Genomic DNA, 16,958 nt, shown 5'->3' on the forward strand with positions numbered 1-16,958 from the left:
AACAACAAACAAAACAATATTCTCAGAGTATTGTTTTTTTTTATTAATATTGATAAATTTTTATATTAAGTCCCTACAAATGAGTTCTTTTTTACACATCACCAATGGTGATTCAACAACTGAAATTTTAGAAAACCTTTCTATCAAAGGTGAAATTATTACGTGGCGTGAAATGTTGTGCGAAGGAAAAACTACCAGAGATGTTGGAAGTGAAGATTTTTGGAAAACACGTTTTGATTTTTTAAATACTGCTTACAAAATAACCAAAAAAACGTTTATTGATTTTACCTTAAAAGAATACAGAAAACTCTGTAAACAAAATCAAGACGAAATCGTACTATGGTTTGATTATGATTTGTTTTGTCAAGTTAACATGCTGGCGGTTATTAGTTGGTTAAAAAAATATCGAAAAGGCTGGAAAATTACGTTGGTCCAAAGCGGCAAATCTGAAAACCATGATCATATGGTTGGCTTTGCAGAATTAACCAAAGAGGAATTAACCAACCTTTATGAAAATAGAATTCAGTTGTCACAAGACGACATCGAATATGCCGATTATATATGGCAACTATACTGTTCCGATAGCCCGCTTAGACTTGAAACTGTTCATAAATTCAATCCTTCATCTCCATTTATTTATTTGACTGATGCTATAAGCGCTCATTTAAAACGTTTTCCTTCTGTTGAAAATGGTTTAAATAAAATTGAAAACAATATTATAAAGGCTGTGCATAAATCAAATCTTACAACTGAAAATGAATTAATTCACAAATTATTGGTAGAACAAGAGGTTTATGGTTTTGGAGATATTCAGTATAAAAACAAAATTAAAGAGCTTCAAAGTTTATTTTCTTCAATGAATCCAGTGAAGCTAAGTGAGGATGGAATTAAAGTTCTAAACAACCAAAAAAATTACTATCGAGAATTGCGTTCTGATTTTTCGTATCTTGGCGGGGCAAAAAAATACAGTTACTTGTATATGAATGCTAACGACAAGTTATTGAAATTAACATCTTAATGAACATTCAAAATTCTGAACTTATCTTAAATCCTGATGGAAGTATTTACCATCTTAATTTAAGACCCGAACATATAGCCAAGGATATAATTTTTGTTGGAGACCAAGATAGAGTTGACAAAGTAACAAAACACTTTGATAGTGTCGATTTTACTACTCAAAAAAGAGAGTTTAAAACCTCTACTGGATTCTACAAAGGAAAACGATTGTCAGTTGTTTCCACTGGAATCGGACCAGACAATATTGATATTGTAATTAACGAGCTAGATGCTTTGGTAAATATCAATATTGAAACAAGACAAGTAAAAGATAATCATACTTCACTTAACATTGTAAGAATTGGTACTTCTGGTTCTTTACAAAATGATATTCCTGTAGATTCGTTTTTATTGAGTTCACATTCACTTGATATTAACGGAATGTTGCATGCCTATCAAATTGATAGTATCTCGAATCCTGAAATTGAAAATGCTTTTATTAAACATACGGATTGGTCTGCAAAAAAAGGAAGTCCAATAGTAATAAAAAACTCCCAAGAACTAGAAAACAAATTGTTCTCTGAAGAGACTTATAAAGGTATTACTGCAACTGCGGGTGGATTTTATGGACCTCAAGGTCGTGTACTAAGATTGCCTCTACAAGATCCTGATATCAACAAGAAAATTGATAGTTTTAATTATAATGGTAATAGGATTACAAATTTAGAAATGGAAACTTCTGCTATTTACGGTTTGTCAAAATTATTGGGTCATAACGCTTGCTCTATGAATGCAATTCTCGCTAATCGAGCGAACGGAACTTTTAGTGCTGATCCAAAAAAAATAGTTGAAGAATTAATTATATATACGTTAGATAAATTAGTTGAATAAATGCTGGATTTAAAAGTTGGTGGTGTTCCGGAACATTTTAACTATCCATGGTACATTACGTTAAAAAATAAAGAATATACAAAACAAGACATCAATCTTCGTTGGAAAGATTTCCCTGGTGGTACAGGTGCCATGTGCAAAGCATTGAGAGACGCTGAAATTGACATTGCTATTGTATTAACAGAGGGAATTATTAAAGATATTATCGAAGGAAATCCATCTAAAATATTACAAACATTTGTAAAAAGTCCTTTGGTTTGGGGGATTCATGTAGGTGCTAAATCAAAGTTTAAAACGGTGGAAGATTTAGAACATGCAACGGTTGCTATTAGTAGATTTGGTTCTGGTTCTCACTTAATGGCCATTGTAAATGCTTACAATAATGGATGGGATATAAATAAATTAAAGTTCAAAGTTGTTAAAAACCTTCAAGGAGGTATTGATGCTCTAACCAATGGAGATGCCGATTATTTTATGTGGGAGCATTTTACTACTAAACCTTATGTGGATGAAGGTATTTTTAGAAGAGTTGGTGATTGTCCTACTCCATGGCCTTGTTTTGTTGTAGCCGTAAGAGATGAAGTATTAGAAAACAATCCTGAACAAATAAAAGTAGTTTTGGATATTATTAATTCTTGTACTGAAAATTTTAAGCAAATACCCGAAATAGATAAGACATTATCAATCAGATATGAACAACAGTTGGAAGACATTCAAGAATGGCTTTCTATTACTGAATGGAATGACGGAAAACCTATTACCAAAAATTTATTAACGCGCATTCAAAATAAAATGGTTGGGTTCAACGTTATATCCGAGAAGATTGATTCTGATAAATTAATTAAAAATTTGTAAATTTAGCATCTAAATAAGATAAAATGAAAAGAGTAGTATTTATTGCAATTTGTATTGTTGGTTCTTTAGGATTAATCTCATGTGGAAGTACAGCACCTTGTGGGCTGTCTCAAAACACAAAAACTAAGCAAACTCAACAAAACTATCAACAAGAAATTGTTGTTGCTGAGGCAGCAGCAGAATAAGTTGATTGTTCTTTTTTCAAATTCAATAAATCCGCTTTTTTAGGCGGATTTTTTTGTTAACTTTAGTATATGAAAAAGATTTTTAAAATTGTTAAAACAGTCTTAGCTTTATTTCTAGTTTTAATTTTAATCGATTTATACATTTTTCGTGGATATCTCTATATAGATTTTTTTCGAGGGTACTTTACTGATTATACGGAAAGAAAAGAAATTCAGAGTGATAACCTTGAATTTAAAATTCGAAAATCTGATAGTTCTTTTCATATAAATTTCACTAATAAAAGCTTAAAGCCATACTTTGTTAAAACATACAGGTGGAAAGTTAAATTTCCTGTTAATGACTCCATTTTCTTTCTTCATTTAAGAACTAAATCTAATTATCCAAAACTTCAAGATGATTATGGTGATGGAATGGACTGTGGAACAGGTATAGGATATTTCTCAATAAATCCTTTAGAAAGTTTTAAACAAGATATAAGTTACTCTAAATTAATCAAAAATCACCTAAGCTACGCTCATCGAAAAAGGACAGATGAAGATACAATAAATGATTTATTTTACGATAAACCCCTCATAATATCAAAAGAAGATAAATTGCCTTTCCTCATTGATAGAAATGATTTAACTGAAGAAGATAGTTTGAGTCTTCGATTATACATTCCCGTCTATAATTATAACTATAGCCAATTGATTTACGTAAAGTCTAACAAGATAAAGGTTTCTTATTTAGATGTAATTAAAAATGATATTCAAGTAAAAAAAGACGAATTCGAGAATTATTAATTCCTCTTTTCCAACATCGGAACAAACTTAAAATCACCCAACTCGTGTTTTTCAAATTCTTTTGCTGATTTACGAATTAGTAAGGTCATTACTTGAGTTTTATCTCCTACTGGAATTAATAGCTTCCCTCCTACTTTTAATTGACTTAACAATGGATTAGGAATATATGGCGCTCCTGCTGTAACAATTATTTTATCAAAAGGAGCTTTCTCAGGCAATCCCTTATAACCATCTCCAAAAATAAATTTCTTTGGACGGTAACCAATTTTTGGCAAAAACAAAGAGGTTCTCTTAAATAATTCATGCTGTCTTTCGATAGTATAAACTTCTGCTTTCAACTCCAATAAAACTGCCGTTTGATATCCAGAACCTGTTCCAATTTCCAATACTTTTTCCCCTTCTTTAACATCTAAAACCTCTGACTGAAAAGCTACTGTATAAGGATGTGAAATTGTTTGATTGGCTGCAATTGGAAATGCTTTATCCTGATACGCATGATCTTCAAAACTGCTATCTATAAACAAGTGTCTCGGAATTTTCCTAACAGCATTCAACACTCTTTCATCTGAAATTCCTTTTCCAGACAACGTATTAGCTAACTGATTTCTAAGTCCTTGATGTTTGGTAGTATCTCTCAAAAAAAGTTGATTTTTGGGATTTTAAAAGTAGTAATTATTCACCAAAAAAAATCTATAAAAGTGTATCTTTGTTTGCGTTGATTAAAAATAATCGGCAATCATTTAAAACTTAATTACATATGCTAAAAGCCGGAGTTTTAGGAGCAGGCCATTTAGGTAAAATTCATTTACGCTTATTACAAGAATCTGAAAAATATGAATTGGTTGGTTTTTACGATCCTAATGAAGATTATGCTCAAAAAGTAGCCACTGAGTTTGGGTACCACTTATTTGACTCTATCGATAGTTTAATTGATGCTGTTGATCTTGTTGATATCGTTACTCCAACACTTTCTCATTTTGATTGTGCTAAAAAAGCCATTGAAAAAGGAAGACACGTTTTCATTGAAAAACCAATAACGAACACTTTACAAGAAGCCGAAGCAATTAAAACTTTAGCTAGTCAGAATCATGTTCGAGGTCAAGTTGGACATGTAGAACGTTTTAATCCTGCATTTACGGCTGTAAAAGATATAATCGAAGCTCCTATGTTCATCGAAACGCATCGATTGGCAGAATTCAATCCAAGAGGAACTGATGTACCTGTTGTTTTAGATTTAATGATTCATGATATTGACATTATTTTATCTGTTGTTAAATCAAAAGTTAAAAATATTTCTGCAAGTGGTGTTTCTGTTATTTCTGAAACTCCAGATATTGCCAATGCACGAATTGAGTTTGAAAGTGGATGTGTTGCTAATTTAACTGCGAGTAGAATATCTATGAAAAACATGAGAAAAACTCGTTTCTTCCAGAGAGATGCGTATATATCTGTTGATTTTCTAGAGAAAAAATCAGAAGTAGTAAAAATGAAAGATGCACCCGAAACACCAGATGATTTTGCTATGATTTTACAGAATGCAGAAGGTGTTAAAAAACAAATCTATTTCGAAAATCCAAAAATAGAACAAAACAATGCTATTTTAGATGAGCTAAACTCTTTCGCTGATGCTATCAATCAAGACATCACCCCTATTGTTTCTTTAACACAAGGAACAGAGGCGCTAAGAATTGCTCATAAAATAATCGATTGTTTTTCTAAATAATACATAACAACTAAAATTTAATTTTCATGAAGAATATTGCAGTAATTGGTGCTGGAACTATGGGAAATGGAATTGCTCATACTTTTGCTCAATTCGGATTCAATGTACAGTTAATTGATATTTCTCAAACAGCTTTAGATAAAGGTATAGCTACGATTTCTAAAAATTTAGATAGAATGGTTGCTAAAGAAAAAATATCTGAAGAAGATAAAACCAATACATTAAATAATATTACCACCTACACTAGCATAAAAGAAGGTGTTCAATATGCAAGTTTAGTAGTAGAAGCTGCTACTGAAAATGTTGACTTAAAACTTAAAATATTTAAAGAATTAGACGACGTTTGTCCTGAAGACACAATTTTAGCAACAAACACTTCTTCTATTTCTATTACACAAATTGCAGCGGTTACATCTAGACCAGATAAAGTTATTGGTATGCACTTTATGAATCCTGTGCCGATTATGAAATTAGTTGAAATTATTAGAGGTTATAACACCTCTGATAGCGTAAATGATTTTATTGTTGATTTAACTAAGGATATCAAAAAAGTACCAGTTGAAGTGAATGATTATCCAGGATTCGTTGCTAATCGTATTTTGATGCCTATGATTAACGAATCTATCGAAACGTTGTATAACGGTGTTGCTGGTGTAAAAGAAATCGATACGGTTATGAAACTTGGAATGGCACATCCAATGGGACCTTTACAATTGGCAGACTTTATTGGTTTAGACGTTTGTTTGTCGATTTTAAACGTAATGTATGAAGGATTTAAGAATCCGAAATATGCTCCATGTCCTTTACTAATAAATATGGTAACAGCAGGCAAGTTAGGTGTGAAATCTGGTGAAGGTTTTTATGACTATTCTGAAAGCAGAAAAGCAGAAAATGTAGCTAAAATGTTTAGCTAATATCAAACACATATTATTAAAAACAAAAAAGAGAGCTCAAATGAGCTCTCTTTTAGATTGGGGATTATGTTGAATTAATTACTATAAAGTAATTAAAGGGGGAAACATTTGACGATTATCGGGGGATTCCTATAAGGGGGAATTTTATTTGTAAAAGGGACTTCTATTATTCTTTACATATACCGGTACTTTCTCTACTTTTAATCCTGAATTTGAAAATCCGAATAAAACTTTTACTAACTGATTTAATGGCTGAAAAATGTTCATTTTAAAAGATGTTTTTAAGGGGTTATCCTTTTGTTTGACACCGCTAAATTACAACACATTACTTCTTTCTTTTTTAAATTTTAGACTGTAGTAGATGATGAGCCGATAAATGGTATTCTTTTGTCGATAAGTAAAAATATAATATCATTTCATCGAGTTTTCAACTATTTAATTGTCCATTTCACCTTAGCAATAACTTACCTTTCAACTCTTTAGTCCCAGAGTATATCTTGAAGAAATACATACCTGAAGCTAGATTTTTTCTATCAAATACAACGGAATTCGTTCCTGTTACTGACTTAATGACCTCCTGATGAACACGTTCTCCAAATAATGTATATACTTCAAAGTTAAACTCAGTACTTACATCTGTTCTGAAATTTAGTTGTGCTGACTCTACTACCGGATTAGGCACAATATTAACAACTGCCTCATTAGTTAAGTCCGTAACCGAAGCTGTAGCTGACTTTGAAAACTTAATATTTTCAATTTCCAATAATTTAGTCTGTGTAATACCATTTTCTGAAAGTAATGTAAAGAACAACATTTTTACGTCGTTAAGCTTATTGTCATTACTAATCCCTGAAAGTAAATCGTTGAAATATATAATATGTTCCTTCTTAAAACCATTTAACTCAATAACCTTATAAGGCTGATTCTCCCATGAAGAAACACTTTCTTTTACAAGAGTTATTTTTAATTTACCTGTTCCTTTTCCTAAAAAAGACAACGTATTGTAAGAAGATAAATCAACAGTTTCGAACTTAGGAGTTAATGATCTGTAAATAGATACATCTTGATTTGTCTGAAAAGTAGCTTGTATATTTCGCTCTACTGCAAAAACCTCTTCATCATAATCAATCGAATTTTGTGTAACCGAAAAATCAGAAATAAAAGACTCTGAGCTATAATCAACTCCCCAAGTTCCATCAGAAAGAAACAAATCATCAGGAGTCATATTATATTCGTTGGACAATCTAAATCCAAAATCATACAATCTATCAGTTTCTAAAGTAACATTATTTAATGCTCCATCTAAATTAATAACAAAATTTACATTTTGATTTTCTGATGTTTCCGTTGCTCTTTTGTAACCGTCTATTGAAATAGTTGTTGCTCCAATAGTACTTACAACTTCCATATCAATCTTACCATTATTATAATTCGCCTTTCTAATAAAAACTGGTGGAGCCTCTGAACCTACATAGGATGTTATTTCTTTTTGAACGTTTATCAAGTTTAAGACTTCCTTCGACAACTTATATAAATCATCTATATTACTTGCCCAAATTTGGAAATTATAAAAACCTTTATGAGAATATTTATCTAAATTCCAATGAGATTCAACTAAATACGAACTTTTATCTTCAGACTCAGTTACTGCAAAACTAGCAACATATTCAATTCCTCCATCAGGTCTTTTTACGATAGATTTTATAAATAATTCATCGTTAATTTCCATATTAGAAACAGAAAGTAATTCTGAACCAGTAAATCTATCACATATAAGTTTTGTATGTTCGTACACAGAGTTTTCGGTTTCTAAAACCAAGATAGTTCCCAAACCTTCGTTATTACTAGTAATATAATCTACCGAAAGTACGTCTACAGCATTCGTTATATCTTCGAGGTCTTTTGGAGAACTTTCAACTACCGCTACACCTTGTAAAACATCCATAGGAATAAAGTCCCACAAAGTAACTTCACCACTCGATCTTTTTCCGTAATTCGCTTTTTTAAGTACTTTCTTCGCGGTAGAAATATCGAACTTGTAATTTGTTTTAACTCTGTTTAAATTTCTCTGATTTATTTGCTGAGACAATCGATTATTACTTTCCAAACCTCCATCATTACCCGTTGAGGTTGCAGACATTTCAGGACACGCAGCCACTCCAGAACAAGATGGGTCGTCACAATCTACCAAACCATCACCATCATCATCAATTCCATTTGTACAGTTTTCTTGAGGAACAGGAGCTGTTGGACAACGTGCTCCATCATTTTGAGAACTTGATGGTCCGTATGCAAACAAGTTTGATTGCATATTCGAGCTACTTGTTACATTTTGTACACCATAAATTACGTAAACGGTTCCAGTTTGATTCGCAGAAACATAAAAATTTCCATCTACGTCGAAATACACAGCACCATAAGTATAATCTAAACCAGCTAGTATTGGTACTTCGCCAAGTGCCAGAACATTACCTGTTACTGGATCGATTTTATACAAAATATTAGAATATTTCTCTACAGTATAAAGCATATTATCAACCGCATTAAACGCCCAATCATGATTACTAATTGCTTGCGATAAACTTACACTACCGATATTAGTTAAATAAGTTGGGGAGCTTGGGTCCAAATCGATTTTATACAATGAAGAACTTCCGTTTTTTAAATGGTAAACTCCATCTTGATTTACATCTCCTACATACGAATAAGGAGCATTGGCAATAGTATATTGGGTAATCTGATAATCATTTCCGATTCTTACAATAGTATTTGATGGACTCTTTAATGAACCCCAGATATAACCATCTTTCGGATTATATCCGACACCATTTATCACTGAAGGATCTAAATCAACTCCTTCTAATGAAGCAACACCAGATGCTAAATTTTGAGCATAAACATCGTTACTTTGAAACAAGTATGCTTCTTGAGTACAATTAAAAGGTTCATTTTGAGAATGAAGTTTGTTATTCAATGATAATACTAGAATTGCTACTAATGTAATAATGGTGTGTTTATTCTTCATAATATTGCCCGTTTAGAATTGTTATCGTACTATTTTGAATTCTAAATTAGCGCATATTACTAGGAAATTTTTAGAATTAGCTCCTTCGTTAATTTAAGTATTGATTAAATACTAATTTTTAATGATGAAAAGAGAAAAAACAAAAAGGCATCTCAATGAGATGCCTTTTTTACCGTTTGTCTATAGTTTTTTAGTTTTTGTCTTTATCTTTTTCGTTTTTAGATGCTTTATTCCAAATTTTGATATCATCTTCCATAGTAATTCCTGATTTAACCTCTATGTTAACTCCGTCAGAAATTCCTAATTCAAGTTCCTTCTTTTCAAAAGAATCTTCTCCTGTTTTTACCTCAACATAAGGCTTCTCCGTTTTCTTGTCAAATCTTAATAACGCCTCTTTAATTGCTAATACACTATCTTTTTTCTCAAGAACAATATCCGCATTTGCTGAATATCCCGCTCTAATGAAATAGTTATCATCTAAAGAAACATCTGCTTTAATTTTAAACTGAACTGCTCCACCTTCTTCCGTACCCTTTGGTGCTATAAAATTTAACAACGCAGGGAATTTTTTATCTTCAATAGCCCCTAAAGAAACTTGTAATTCTGTTCCTTTTACTAATTTACCTACTTCCGATTCGTCTACCTGACCTTCAAAAATCATTTTATTCATATCTGCAATAGTAGCAATGGTAGTACCTGCATTAAAGCTATTACTCTGAATTACCTGATATCCTTTCTTTACGGGAATTTCTACAATCATTCCTGAAGATGTAGCTCGAATATTTGTATTTGCAGCACTTCCTAAACCAGCTGTAGTACCTCTCTTAATGATGTCCATATTAGAACGAGCATTAGATAAACGTTGCTTTGCGTTATTAAAAGAAAGTTGAGAATTCTCAAACTCTTGACGAGCAATTACACCTCTTTCGAATAAGCTTTTATTGCGGTCAAACTGAACTTTAGCATTATCAAATGCTAATTGAGCATTCTTAATTTCGTTGTTTGCTGAGTTTAATGCCTCTACATTTGGTACTACTCTAACCGTTGCTAATAAATCTCCAGATTTAACAACCTGTCCCTCCTCTACTACTATTTTATCAACAATACCAGCAATTTGAGGTTTAATTTCTACCTCTTCTAAAGGAACCACTTTTCCAGTAGCAACCGTTTTCTTAACTATAGTTGTTTTAAACGCTTTCTCTGTTTCGAATTGTACAACACTTCTCTTGTTCTTTTTCGCAAACCAGATTAATACGGTTGCAAATAACAGTGCTACAGCGATTAATATAATTTTTGCTCTTTTACTCATTGTATTTATTTATATAGTCTGATTATTATTGTTATTCTTCTCTTAAAGCCTCGATAGGTTTTACTAACGTTGCCATATACGCTGGAATTAATCCTATTAATGTACCTAAAACTACTAGGATAAAAAACGCAAATAGTATAATAGGAATATTTACAGTTGGGTTTAATAACGTCGGATCTGGCCCAGAACCTAAGGTGGTATCAATTAAATATAGAATTAAGCCTCCAAAAACAATTCCTAACATTCCTGCAATTGTTGTTAAGAAAACCGATTCTAAAACTACTTGTTGACGAATTTCAATTGGTGTTGCTCCTAGAGCTCTACGAATTCCTATTTCTTTTGTACGTTCTTTTACAGTAATTAAAAGAATATTACCGATTGCAAAAACTCCCGCAATTAAAGTAGCAATACCAACAAACCAAGTTAAAAATTGCATTCCCGTTAAAAACCCTGTTACTTTATTAATTCTAACAGCAAGATTAAAACTTCCAAAAGCTCGATTATCCTCGGGATCTACTTTATGTAAATTTTTAAGCGTTAATTTTATATCACTTTCCAATTGCTTGATATCTACTCCTGCATCACCAGTAACCATCATCCAATCGATATTATTACCTCTATTGTAGATTTGCTGGAATGTTGTAAATGGAATGTATGCTGCATCTCCATCAATACCTATATTTCCTCTTTTATAAACTCCAACCACTTTGTAATTAATGTTATCTGCAATAACATATTGCCCAATTGGAAATTCATTTTTCTCAAATAATTGCTTGTAAGCCGTCTCTTCGATTATTATTACTTTCGATTTATTTTTGATATCGTTCTCATTAATAAATCTACCGTAAATTAAATCTTTCTTTTGTACTTTATCTAAAACCGGATAATCACCACTTATACTGAATTCACCTGTTTTAAATCCATTAATAATATTTGTACTTGTTTGACTTCTTGGAGCTAAATATTTAATTTGTTTAAACTCACTTTTTAATACTTCAATATCTTTTGTTGTTAAGCGAATCCTACGTCCTTCTTGAAAACCTTTAAAAGGTTTTTCTGTTCTTTGGGCCCACATGAAAACACTATTGGTAGCAAAATCTCCAAAGATATTTTTAAAGTTATTTTCCATTCCTCTTGCCGCTCCTAAAAGAACAACTAACAAAAAGATTCCCCATAAAACTCCTATAATGGTAATTATAGTACGAGTTTTGTTTTTACGAATTCCTCCGTAAATCTCTTGCCATGTATCTGAATCAAATAAAAATTTAAACATAATTAATCTGCTCTTAAGGCTACAATTGGTTTAATTTGGGCTGCTTTCTTAGCTGGTAAATATCCAGCAATTAATCCTGCAATTACTAGAGTGATAGTCGCTCCAACTACAATTCCCGTATTTACACCAGGATTTTTAATAAAATACTCTTCTAAACTATCTCCTATTTGATTTAAAATATAGGTTCCTAAAAGTAGTCCTAAATATCCTGCGAGTGCTGTTATCAAAAGAGACTCCTTTACAACCATTGCTATTATAGAAGATGGTTTTGCTCCTAATGCTTTTCTGATACCAAATTCTTTGGTTCTTTCTTTAATTGAGAAAATCATGATATTACTAATCCCAATAATACCTGCAATTAAAGTACCTGAACCAACAAAAATTACAATAAAATATAAAGCTATCATGAATTGGTTTACTCCTTTATTCGCTTCTGCCATATTTCTTACCGATAATGCACTTTGGTCATCAGGATGAATATCTAACTTCTCTCGTAAATCTCTCTCTAAACTATTTCCAAAAGCAATTGCTTGGTTTAAATCTAATTTTGGATCATAACCAATATTAATTTGACTGATATAATCATTATTACCGTACAACTTTTGCGCTGTAGTAACTGGCATATATGTCAATCTTTCTTCGTTATCTCCTCCATCATCAGTAAATACACCTATTACTTTGTAAGAAATACCGTTTACATTCACCTGTTTTCCTAAAGCAGGTCTCTCGCCAAAAAGATCTTCTTTTACTAATCTTCCTATAACAATAACTTTTGATGCTTGTTGAAGATCTAACTCATTAATATATCGACCATCGGTGATTATGGTTTTCTCTAAAAATTGATGATCTGGATGAACAGCTCTCAAACTGTAAGCATCTTGCTTATTCTTATAAGAAATACTTACGTTTTTATAAATTCTTGCAGTTAAATATTGAATTTTGTTGTTGTATTTTTCTTCAACATAATCGTAATCTTTATTCTTCAATTGAATTCTTCTTCCAGACTGTAAACCTTTATATGGCTTAGAAGTTTTCCAAACTCTCACAAACATTGCGTTAGCTGCATCATCAACAAAAGCTTCGGCAAATGTATTTTTTAAACCACTAACTATTCCAAATAGTAATGTGAATAACAAAATAGCAAACGCAACTGTAAAACCAGATAAAACAGCTCTTAGTTTGTTTTTATTAATACTCTGAAAAATTTCTCGCCAAGAATCTAAATCAAACATAGCCTAGCTTTTAGTTTACTTTTTTAAGTTTGCCTGCATCAGTCAATTCATCACTTATAATTACACCATCCTTCAATCTAACAATTCGATTCGTTTGCTCTGCTACATCCTCTTCATGTGTAATTACAAAAACAGTCATTCCTTCATCGTTGATTCCTTTCAATAAATCCATAACAGAATCAGTAGTTTTAGAATCTAATGCTCCTGTTGGCTCATCTGCTAAAATAACTTTTGGATTGGTTACTAATGCTCTTGCAATAGCTACACGTTGTTTTTGCCCTCCAGAAAGCTCGTTTGGTAAATGGTTTGCCCAAGGTCCAAGTTCTACCTTTTCAAGATATTCCTGTGCTATTTTTAAACGCTCTTTTCTTCCCATACCTTTATAGTACAAAGGCAATGCAACATTTTCAAGTGCAGTTTTATATGATATTAAATTAAACGACTGAAACACAAAACCTAAAAATTTATTCCTTAATACAGCGGCTTTCTTTTCGTTTAAGTTTTGAATAAGTTGGCCATTTAAGAAATAATTTCCTTCATCATGTGTATCTAAAAGTCCAACAATATTTAGCAATGTAGACTTACCTGAACCTGAAGATCCCATAATGGATACAAATTCACCTTCTTTAATGTGTAGATCTAGTCCCTTTAAAACATGAAGAGAATCTTTCCCGATTGGATAAGATTTGTGTAGTCCTTCTATTTTTATCATATAGTTAGTTAATTTATCTGAATTTGTAAGTTCTAAAAAGCTTTGACTTTAATAACTCACACTCACTAGACGCTTGTTTTTAAATTATGTTACAGAAAGTTGTTGTAATTTTGAAAAAAAATAAAAATTAATATGATTGATTTCCCTGAAGATAAAAAAATAATATTATTTGATGGTGTTTGTAACTTGTGTAATCAAACGGTATTGCGAATAATTAAACTTGACAAAAAGGATGTTTTTCGATTTACTTCACTACAATCAGAAACAGGAAAAGAAATTATTGATTACCTCAAAATTGATACTTCAAAGGTCGATTCTATCATTCTATTTGAACCAAAAAAAGCTTATTACATAAAATCTACTGCTGCTTTAAAAATATTTGGTAACTTTGGAGGAATTTGGGAGGTAAGTAAGTTTCTATTGTTTTTCCCCTCTTTTATCAGAGACTTTGTATATGATATAATTGCAAAAAATCGTTACAAATGGTTTGGTAAAAAAAATCAATGCATGATTCCTACTCCAGAATTACTATCAAAATTTATAGATTAAATGATACAGAATTTAAGATGTGTAATCTTTGATATGGATGGTGTAATAATTGATTCAGAAGAGTTACATAGGAAAGCATACTTTGAAGTATTTGAGTCTTTAGATTTAGATGTAACTGAAGAGTTATATAAATCGATGACAGGTTCTTCTACTCTTAACGCTTTTCAAAAGTTAGTTTCACACTTCAATTTAAACGAGGTTCCTGAAGAACTTGTTTTAAATAAAAGAAAAAGATATGTTGACTTTTTCGAGAATGACCCTAATTTAAGTTTAATCGATGGAGTTGAAAATATCATCGATTATTTCTTTCACAAAGGCCATACCCTAGTACTAGCTTCTTCATCGGCTATGGTAAATATTAATCGTGTTTTTGATCGATTTGATTTACATAAATACTTTAAAGCTAAAATTAGTGGAGCCGATTTAAAAGCTTCAAAACCACATCCAGAAATTTTTGAAAAAGCTGCTGTTCTAGGAGGACATGATAGAACAAATTGTATCGTAATTGAAGATTCTGATAATGGTATTAAAGCAGCCAACGACGCTGGTATTTTTGCGGTTGGTTATAAGAATCCTTTAGTTACCAATCAAACTTTAGAAAATGCCAACATGGTTATTTCTAGTTATAACGAACTAATTGATATTTGTTAATGGAAGGAAAAACAACACTCAAAATTTTTGTTATTTCAATAGTCTTAGCCTCTGTATTGGGATTCATGTATTTAAAGAACAAGGATACGTCTAAAAGCGCAGAACATAATGTATCTGATAAAGTTTTAATCAAAAAGGCCAAACAACAAATTGACTCTATCAAACAATCTTCTTTAATTGAAGATACAATGATGGAATTAATTATAAACTTAGCTGATGATTATTCAAAACATAAGAATATTGGAACTAAACTTTCTGATAACGATATTTCAAAAATTGAAGAAAGATTAGAACTTACCTTGCCTGAGTCGTACAAACTATTCTTAAAATATTTTGGTGATGGAGCTGAATTAGTTTACAATGCACCTGTATTGAATAGTAAGAAAATTGACTATTTAAACAAACTAAACAAAGAGGTAAATGAAACCATTGAATCTGATATAGCTACATACAAAAGCAGTAATTTGCTATCATTAACTAGAAAAAGCAAAGATGGAACTGCATGGTATTGGTTTGTGGATAAAACTAAAGAAGATAATGAATGGAGTTTAGTTTACTTCAACTCTAAAAACCAGTCTATTGAACATGAAGTAGAAAGTTTTACGAAATGGGTAGAACTTCTTGTAAGTGGTAAAAGCAATGTTGTTACTGAATTACAAAATAAAATAAATTCAGGTGTTAGTACCGATATAACTACTTCAAGTTATCTAAAATAAAGTTGATTGTTTCGTTTTTATTATCATTCCTTGAATACGAATCGGTAATATACTTGGAAGGAACAGCATATCCGTTAGTAATCAGATATTGAATATCATCGGAATATTCTAATGTAACTTTACCTGTTAATAAATTACTTAGGTCTTTTCCTTCTTTATAGTGATTGTATATTTTCTTGAGACCAGTTAAATACAAATAATCCTTAGTAAACCCGCCTCCACGATAAGCTCTAAGTGTTATATAAAAAGCATTTTCCCTATCTAAATCGAATGAATTATGTAATAATCTAAAGGTTCTTGAAAACGAATAACCTTTGGCTAATCCATTTACAGCCAAAACACGATAAGCAAGTTCTTTTAACCTTGTTAAGGTAAGATTTCCAGACATATATTCACTAAAAACTGCCAACCCTTCTTGTGTTTCTTCATTTCCAGGAAAACCGTGAGAGAAAATTTTCAAAGGATGTTCTAAAGCATTCATCGTTGTTACCATATGAACACCTATTTCATGATTTGTTAAAATAGCCAATTCATTATCGGAGTATGTATGATTTTCACTTAAAACCAACGCTTTTTTGCTATTTAATACCATAGCAATAGCACTCATTTTTCTTGAATGTTTTATACTGAAATCGAAATCATATTTCTTCCCATAATCTATAAATACTTTTTCCGCTTCTCTTGAAGAATACTTTCCTTTAAAAGCCGGAGCTGTAATATCTTCATCTTCAAAATGAAGAATAAACTTAGCATTTTCAACATCATCTTCTGTAGGAGAACCAAATGATCGTAAACTGTTATAATAGAATTTTTTCCCTTCACCAATAGTTTCAATACACTGAATCAATCCTGAGTAGAAATAGATAATGTCTTCATATAAATCTCTAATCTTTTCGTCCTCAATTTCTTCAAGAGGCAAAGCAAAAAACTCACTGTGCAATTTGAACTTATCAAAATCACGCTCGGGATAAATAAAATTCGGATCAGTTAAATATTTTGAAGCAAAGAATTTTGTTTTTTCCTCTTCTATATTCACTGGATTTACATATCTAAGTAACTCAATTTCTTTAACTAATTGATCAATTCTTTGATCTATTTCGAAAAGTTTTTTTGTGTTAACCGTAGTATCCATCATCATTTTAAA

18 protein-coding genes are annotated in these 16,958 nt (G+C 31.2%); 10 read left to right on the forward strand and 8 right to left on the reverse strand.

Annotation, left to right across the window (positions count from 1 at the left end):
* Positions 1 to 79 precede the first annotated feature (79 nt).
* The 5 genes from ACOSP6_RS14415 to ACOSP6_RS14435 all read left to right on the forward strand — a co-directional run bounded on the left by ACOSP6_RS14415 (position 80) and on the right by ACOSP6_RS14435 (position 3,710).
* Positions 80 to 1,018 (forward strand): DUF1835 domain-containing protein, encoded by a 939-nt coding sequence (locus ACOSP6_RS14415; RefSeq protein ID WP_422094016.1) that lies wholly within the window; start codon positions 80 to 82, stop codon positions 1,016 to 1,018.
* Positions 1,018 to 1,887, forward strand: coding sequence for a nucleoside phosphorylase (locus ACOSP6_RS14420; RefSeq protein ID WP_422094015.1), 870 nt, complete (start codon positions 1,018 to 1,020; stop codon positions 1,885 to 1,887). The genes ACOSP6_RS14415 and ACOSP6_RS14420 overlap by 1 nt, the downstream gene beginning before the upstream one ends.
* Positions 1,888 to 2,742, forward strand: a complete 855-nt coding sequence (locus tag ACOSP6_RS14425; protein WP_422094014.1) for a substrate-binding domain-containing protein — start codon at positions 1,888 to 1,890, stop codon at positions 2,740 to 2,742.
* 23 nt (positions 2,743 to 2,765) lie between these two features.
* The gene (locus ACOSP6_RS14430; RefSeq protein WP_422094013.1) at positions 2,766 to 2,927 is read left to right on the forward strand and encodes a hypothetical protein; all 162 of its coding nucleotides are present in this window, start codon (positions 2,766 to 2,768) and stop codon (positions 2,925 to 2,927) included.
* A 69-nt stretch (positions 2,928 to 2,996) separates the two neighbouring features.
* Entirely contained in the window at positions 2,997 to 3,710 is a 714-nt protein-coding gene (locus ACOSP6_RS14435; protein WP_422094012.1) for a hypothetical protein, read from the forward strand.
* Here the strand turns inward: ACOSP6_RS14435 and ACOSP6_RS14440 are convergent.
* Positions 3,707 to 4,348, reverse strand: coding sequence for a protein-L-isoaspartate(D-aspartate) O-methyltransferase (locus tag ACOSP6_RS14440; RefSeq protein ID WP_422094011.1), 642 nt, complete (start codon positions 4,346 to 4,348; stop codon positions 3,707 to 3,709). The genes ACOSP6_RS14435 and ACOSP6_RS14440 overlap by 4 nt on opposite strands.
* Before the next feature lie 119 nt (positions 4,349 to 4,467).
* Here ACOSP6_RS14440 and ACOSP6_RS14445 point away from each other — a divergent pair, with 119 nt between their 5' ends.
* Together ACOSP6_RS14445 and ACOSP6_RS14450 are read left to right on the forward strand one after the other, a co-directional pair.
* On the forward strand, positions 4,468 to 5,433 hold the full coding sequence (locus tag ACOSP6_RS14445) for a Gfo/Idh/MocA family oxidoreductase (protein ID WP_422094010.1): 966 nt from the start codon (positions 4,468 to 4,470) through the stop codon (positions 5,431 to 5,433).
* 26 nt (positions 5,434 to 5,459) lie between these two features.
* Positions 5,460 to 6,347: a 3-hydroxybutyryl-CoA dehydrogenase gene (locus tag ACOSP6_RS14450; RefSeq protein ID WP_422094009.1), complete on the forward strand. Its 888-nt coding sequence runs from the start codon at positions 5,460 to 5,462 to the stop codon at positions 6,345 to 6,347.
* Between the two features lie 144 nt (positions 6,348 to 6,491).
* Here the strand turns inward: ACOSP6_RS14450 and ACOSP6_RS14455 are convergent, their stop codons facing one another.
* The 6 genes from ACOSP6_RS14455 to ACOSP6_RS14480 all read right to left on the reverse strand — a co-directional run bounded on the left by ACOSP6_RS14455 (position 6,492) and on the right by ACOSP6_RS14480 (position 13,898).
* Positions 6,492 to 6,614 (reverse strand): hypothetical protein, encoded by a 123-nt coding sequence (locus tag ACOSP6_RS14455; RefSeq protein ID WP_422094008.1) that lies wholly within the window; start codon positions 6,612 to 6,614, stop codon positions 6,492 to 6,494.
* Between the two features lie 181 nt (positions 6,615 to 6,795).
* A complete protein-coding gene (locus ACOSP6_RS14460; protein ID WP_422094007.1) occupies positions 6,796 to 9,372 on the reverse strand; it encodes a DUF6923 family protein in 2,577 nt (858 codons plus the stop codon).
* Positions 9,373 to 9,562: 190 nt separating this feature from the next.
* The gene (locus ACOSP6_RS14465; protein WP_422094006.1) at positions 9,563 to 10,681 is read right to left on the reverse strand and encodes an efflux RND transporter periplasmic adaptor subunit; all 1,119 of its coding nucleotides are present in this window, start codon (positions 10,679 to 10,681) and stop codon (positions 9,563 to 9,565) included.
* Positions 10,682 to 10,712: 31 nt separating this feature from the next.
* The gene (locus ACOSP6_RS14470) at positions 10,713 to 11,954 is read right to left on the reverse strand and encodes an ABC transporter permease (protein WP_422094005.1); all 1,242 of its coding nucleotides are present in this window, start codon (positions 11,952 to 11,954) and stop codon (positions 10,713 to 10,715) included.
* 2 nt (positions 11,955 to 11,956) lie between these two features.
* The gene (locus ACOSP6_RS14475; RefSeq protein ID WP_422094004.1) at positions 11,957 to 13,186 is read right to left on the reverse strand and encodes an ABC transporter permease; all 1,230 of its coding nucleotides are present in this window, start codon (positions 13,184 to 13,186) and stop codon (positions 11,957 to 11,959) included.
* A gap of 10 nt (positions 13,187 to 13,196) precedes the next feature.
* Positions 13,197 to 13,898 carry an ABC transporter ATP-binding protein gene (locus ACOSP6_RS14480; RefSeq protein WP_422094003.1) on the reverse strand — a complete coding sequence of 234 codons (702 nt, stop codon included), beginning with the start codon at positions 13,896 to 13,898 and terminating at the stop codon, positions 13,197 to 13,199.
* A 132-nt stretch (positions 13,899 to 14,030) separates the two neighbouring features.
* Here ACOSP6_RS14480 and ACOSP6_RS14485 point away from each other — a divergent pair, with 132 nt between their 5' ends.
* From ACOSP6_RS14485 to ACOSP6_RS14495, 3 genes are read left to right on the forward strand one after another with little or no spacing between them, the layout of a single operon-like run.
* Complete coding sequence (locus ACOSP6_RS14485; RefSeq protein ID WP_422094002.1) at positions 14,031 to 14,447, forward strand: thiol-disulfide oxidoreductase DCC family protein; 417 nt, start codon at positions 14,031 to 14,033, stop codon at positions 14,445 to 14,447.
* Positions 14,448 to 15,098 (forward strand): HAD family hydrolase, encoded by a 651-nt coding sequence (locus tag ACOSP6_RS14490; protein WP_422094001.1) that lies wholly within the window; start codon positions 14,448 to 14,450, stop codon positions 15,096 to 15,098. It begins immediately after the preceding gene.
* Positions 15,098 to 15,814: an SMI1/KNR4 family protein gene (locus ACOSP6_RS14495; RefSeq protein ID WP_422094000.1), complete on the forward strand. Its 717-nt coding sequence runs from the start codon at positions 15,098 to 15,100 to the stop codon at positions 15,812 to 15,814. Before ACOSP6_RS14490 ends, ACOSP6_RS14495 begins: the two co-directional genes overlap by 1 nt.
* On the opposite strand, the gene ACOSP6_RS14500 is transcribed toward ACOSP6_RS14495, so the two are convergent.
* Positions 15,792 to 16,952 (reverse strand): flavohemoglobin expression-modulating QEGLA motif protein, encoded by a 1,161-nt coding sequence (locus tag ACOSP6_RS14500; protein WP_422095733.1) that lies wholly within the window; start codon positions 16,950 to 16,952, stop codon positions 15,792 to 15,794. The genes ACOSP6_RS14495 and ACOSP6_RS14500 overlap by 23 nt on opposite strands.
* Between the last annotated feature and the right edge of the window lie 6 nt (positions 16,953 to 16,958).

Origin of the sequence: Tenacibaculum sp. MEBiC06402 (genome assembly GCF_049239625.1) — a bacterium.
GTDB lineage: Bacteria > Bacteroidota > Bacteroidia > Flavobacteriales > Flavobacteriaceae > Polaribacter.

What these genes read in the sequence shown, in the direction of transcription:
- ACOSP6_RS14415 (WP_422094016.1), top strand. Translation starts at nt 80, where the DNA reads ATGAGTTCTTTTTTACACATCACCAATGGTGATTCAACAACTGAAATT.
- ACOSP6_RS14420 (WP_422094015.1), top strand. Translation starts at nt 1,018, where the DNA reads ATGAACATTCAAAATTCTGAACTTATCTTAAATCCTGATGGAAGTATT.
- ACOSP6_RS14425 (WP_422094014.1), top strand. Translation starts at nt 1,888, where the DNA reads ATGCTGGATTTAAAAGTTGGTGGTGTTCCGGAACATTTTAACTATCCA.
- ACOSP6_RS14430 (WP_422094013.1), top strand. Translation starts at nt 2,766, where the DNA reads ATGAAAAGAGTAGTATTTATTGCAATTTGTATTGTTGGTTCTTTAGGA.
- ACOSP6_RS14435 (WP_422094012.1), top strand. Translation starts at nt 2,997, where the DNA reads ATGAAAAAGATTTTTAAAATTGTTAAAACAGTCTTAGCTTTATTTCTA.
- ACOSP6_RS14445 (WP_422094010.1), top strand. Translation starts at nt 4,468, where the DNA reads ATGCTAAAAGCCGGAGTTTTAGGAGCAGGCCATTTAGGTAAAATTCAT.
- ACOSP6_RS14450 (WP_422094009.1), top strand. Translation starts at nt 5,460, where the DNA reads ATGAAGAATATTGCAGTAATTGGTGCTGGAACTATGGGAAATGGAATT.
- ACOSP6_RS14455 (WP_422094008.1), bottom strand. Translation starts at nt 6,614, where the DNA reads ATGAACATTTTTCAGCCATTAAATCAGTTAGTAAAAGTTTTATTCGGA.
- ACOSP6_RS14460 (WP_422094007.1), bottom strand. Translation starts at nt 9,372, where the DNA reads ATGAAGAATAAACACACCATTATTACATTAGTAGCAATTCTAGTATTA.
- ACOSP6_RS14465 (WP_422094006.1), bottom strand. Translation starts at nt 10,681, where the DNA reads ATGAGTAAAAGAGCAAAAATTATATTAATCGCTGTAGCACTGTTATTT.
- ACOSP6_RS14470 (WP_422094005.1), bottom strand. Translation starts at nt 11,954, where the DNA reads ATGTTTAAATTTTTATTTGATTCAGATACATGGCAAGAGATTTACGGA.
- ACOSP6_RS14475 (WP_422094004.1), bottom strand. Translation starts at nt 13,186, where the DNA reads ATGTTTGATTTAGATTCTTGGCGAGAAATTTTTCAGAGTATTAATAAA.
- ACOSP6_RS14480 (WP_422094003.1), bottom strand. Translation starts at nt 13,898, where the DNA reads ATGATAAAAATAGAAGGACTACACAAATCTTATCCAATCGGGAAAGAT.
- ACOSP6_RS14485 (WP_422094002.1), top strand. Translation starts at nt 14,031, where the DNA reads ATGATTGATTTCCCTGAAGATAAAAAAATAATATTATTTGATGGTGTT.
- ACOSP6_RS14490 (WP_422094001.1), top strand. Translation starts at nt 14,448, where the DNA reads ATGATACAGAATTTAAGATGTGTAATCTTTGATATGGATGGTGTAATA.
- ACOSP6_RS14495 (WP_422094000.1), top strand. Translation starts at nt 15,098, where the DNA reads ATGGAAGGAAAAACAACACTCAAAATTTTTGTTATTTCAATAGTCTTA.
- ACOSP6_RS14500 (WP_422095733.1), bottom strand. Translation starts at nt 16,952, where the DNA reads ATGATGATGGATACTACGGTTAACACAAAAAAACTTTTCGAAATAGAT.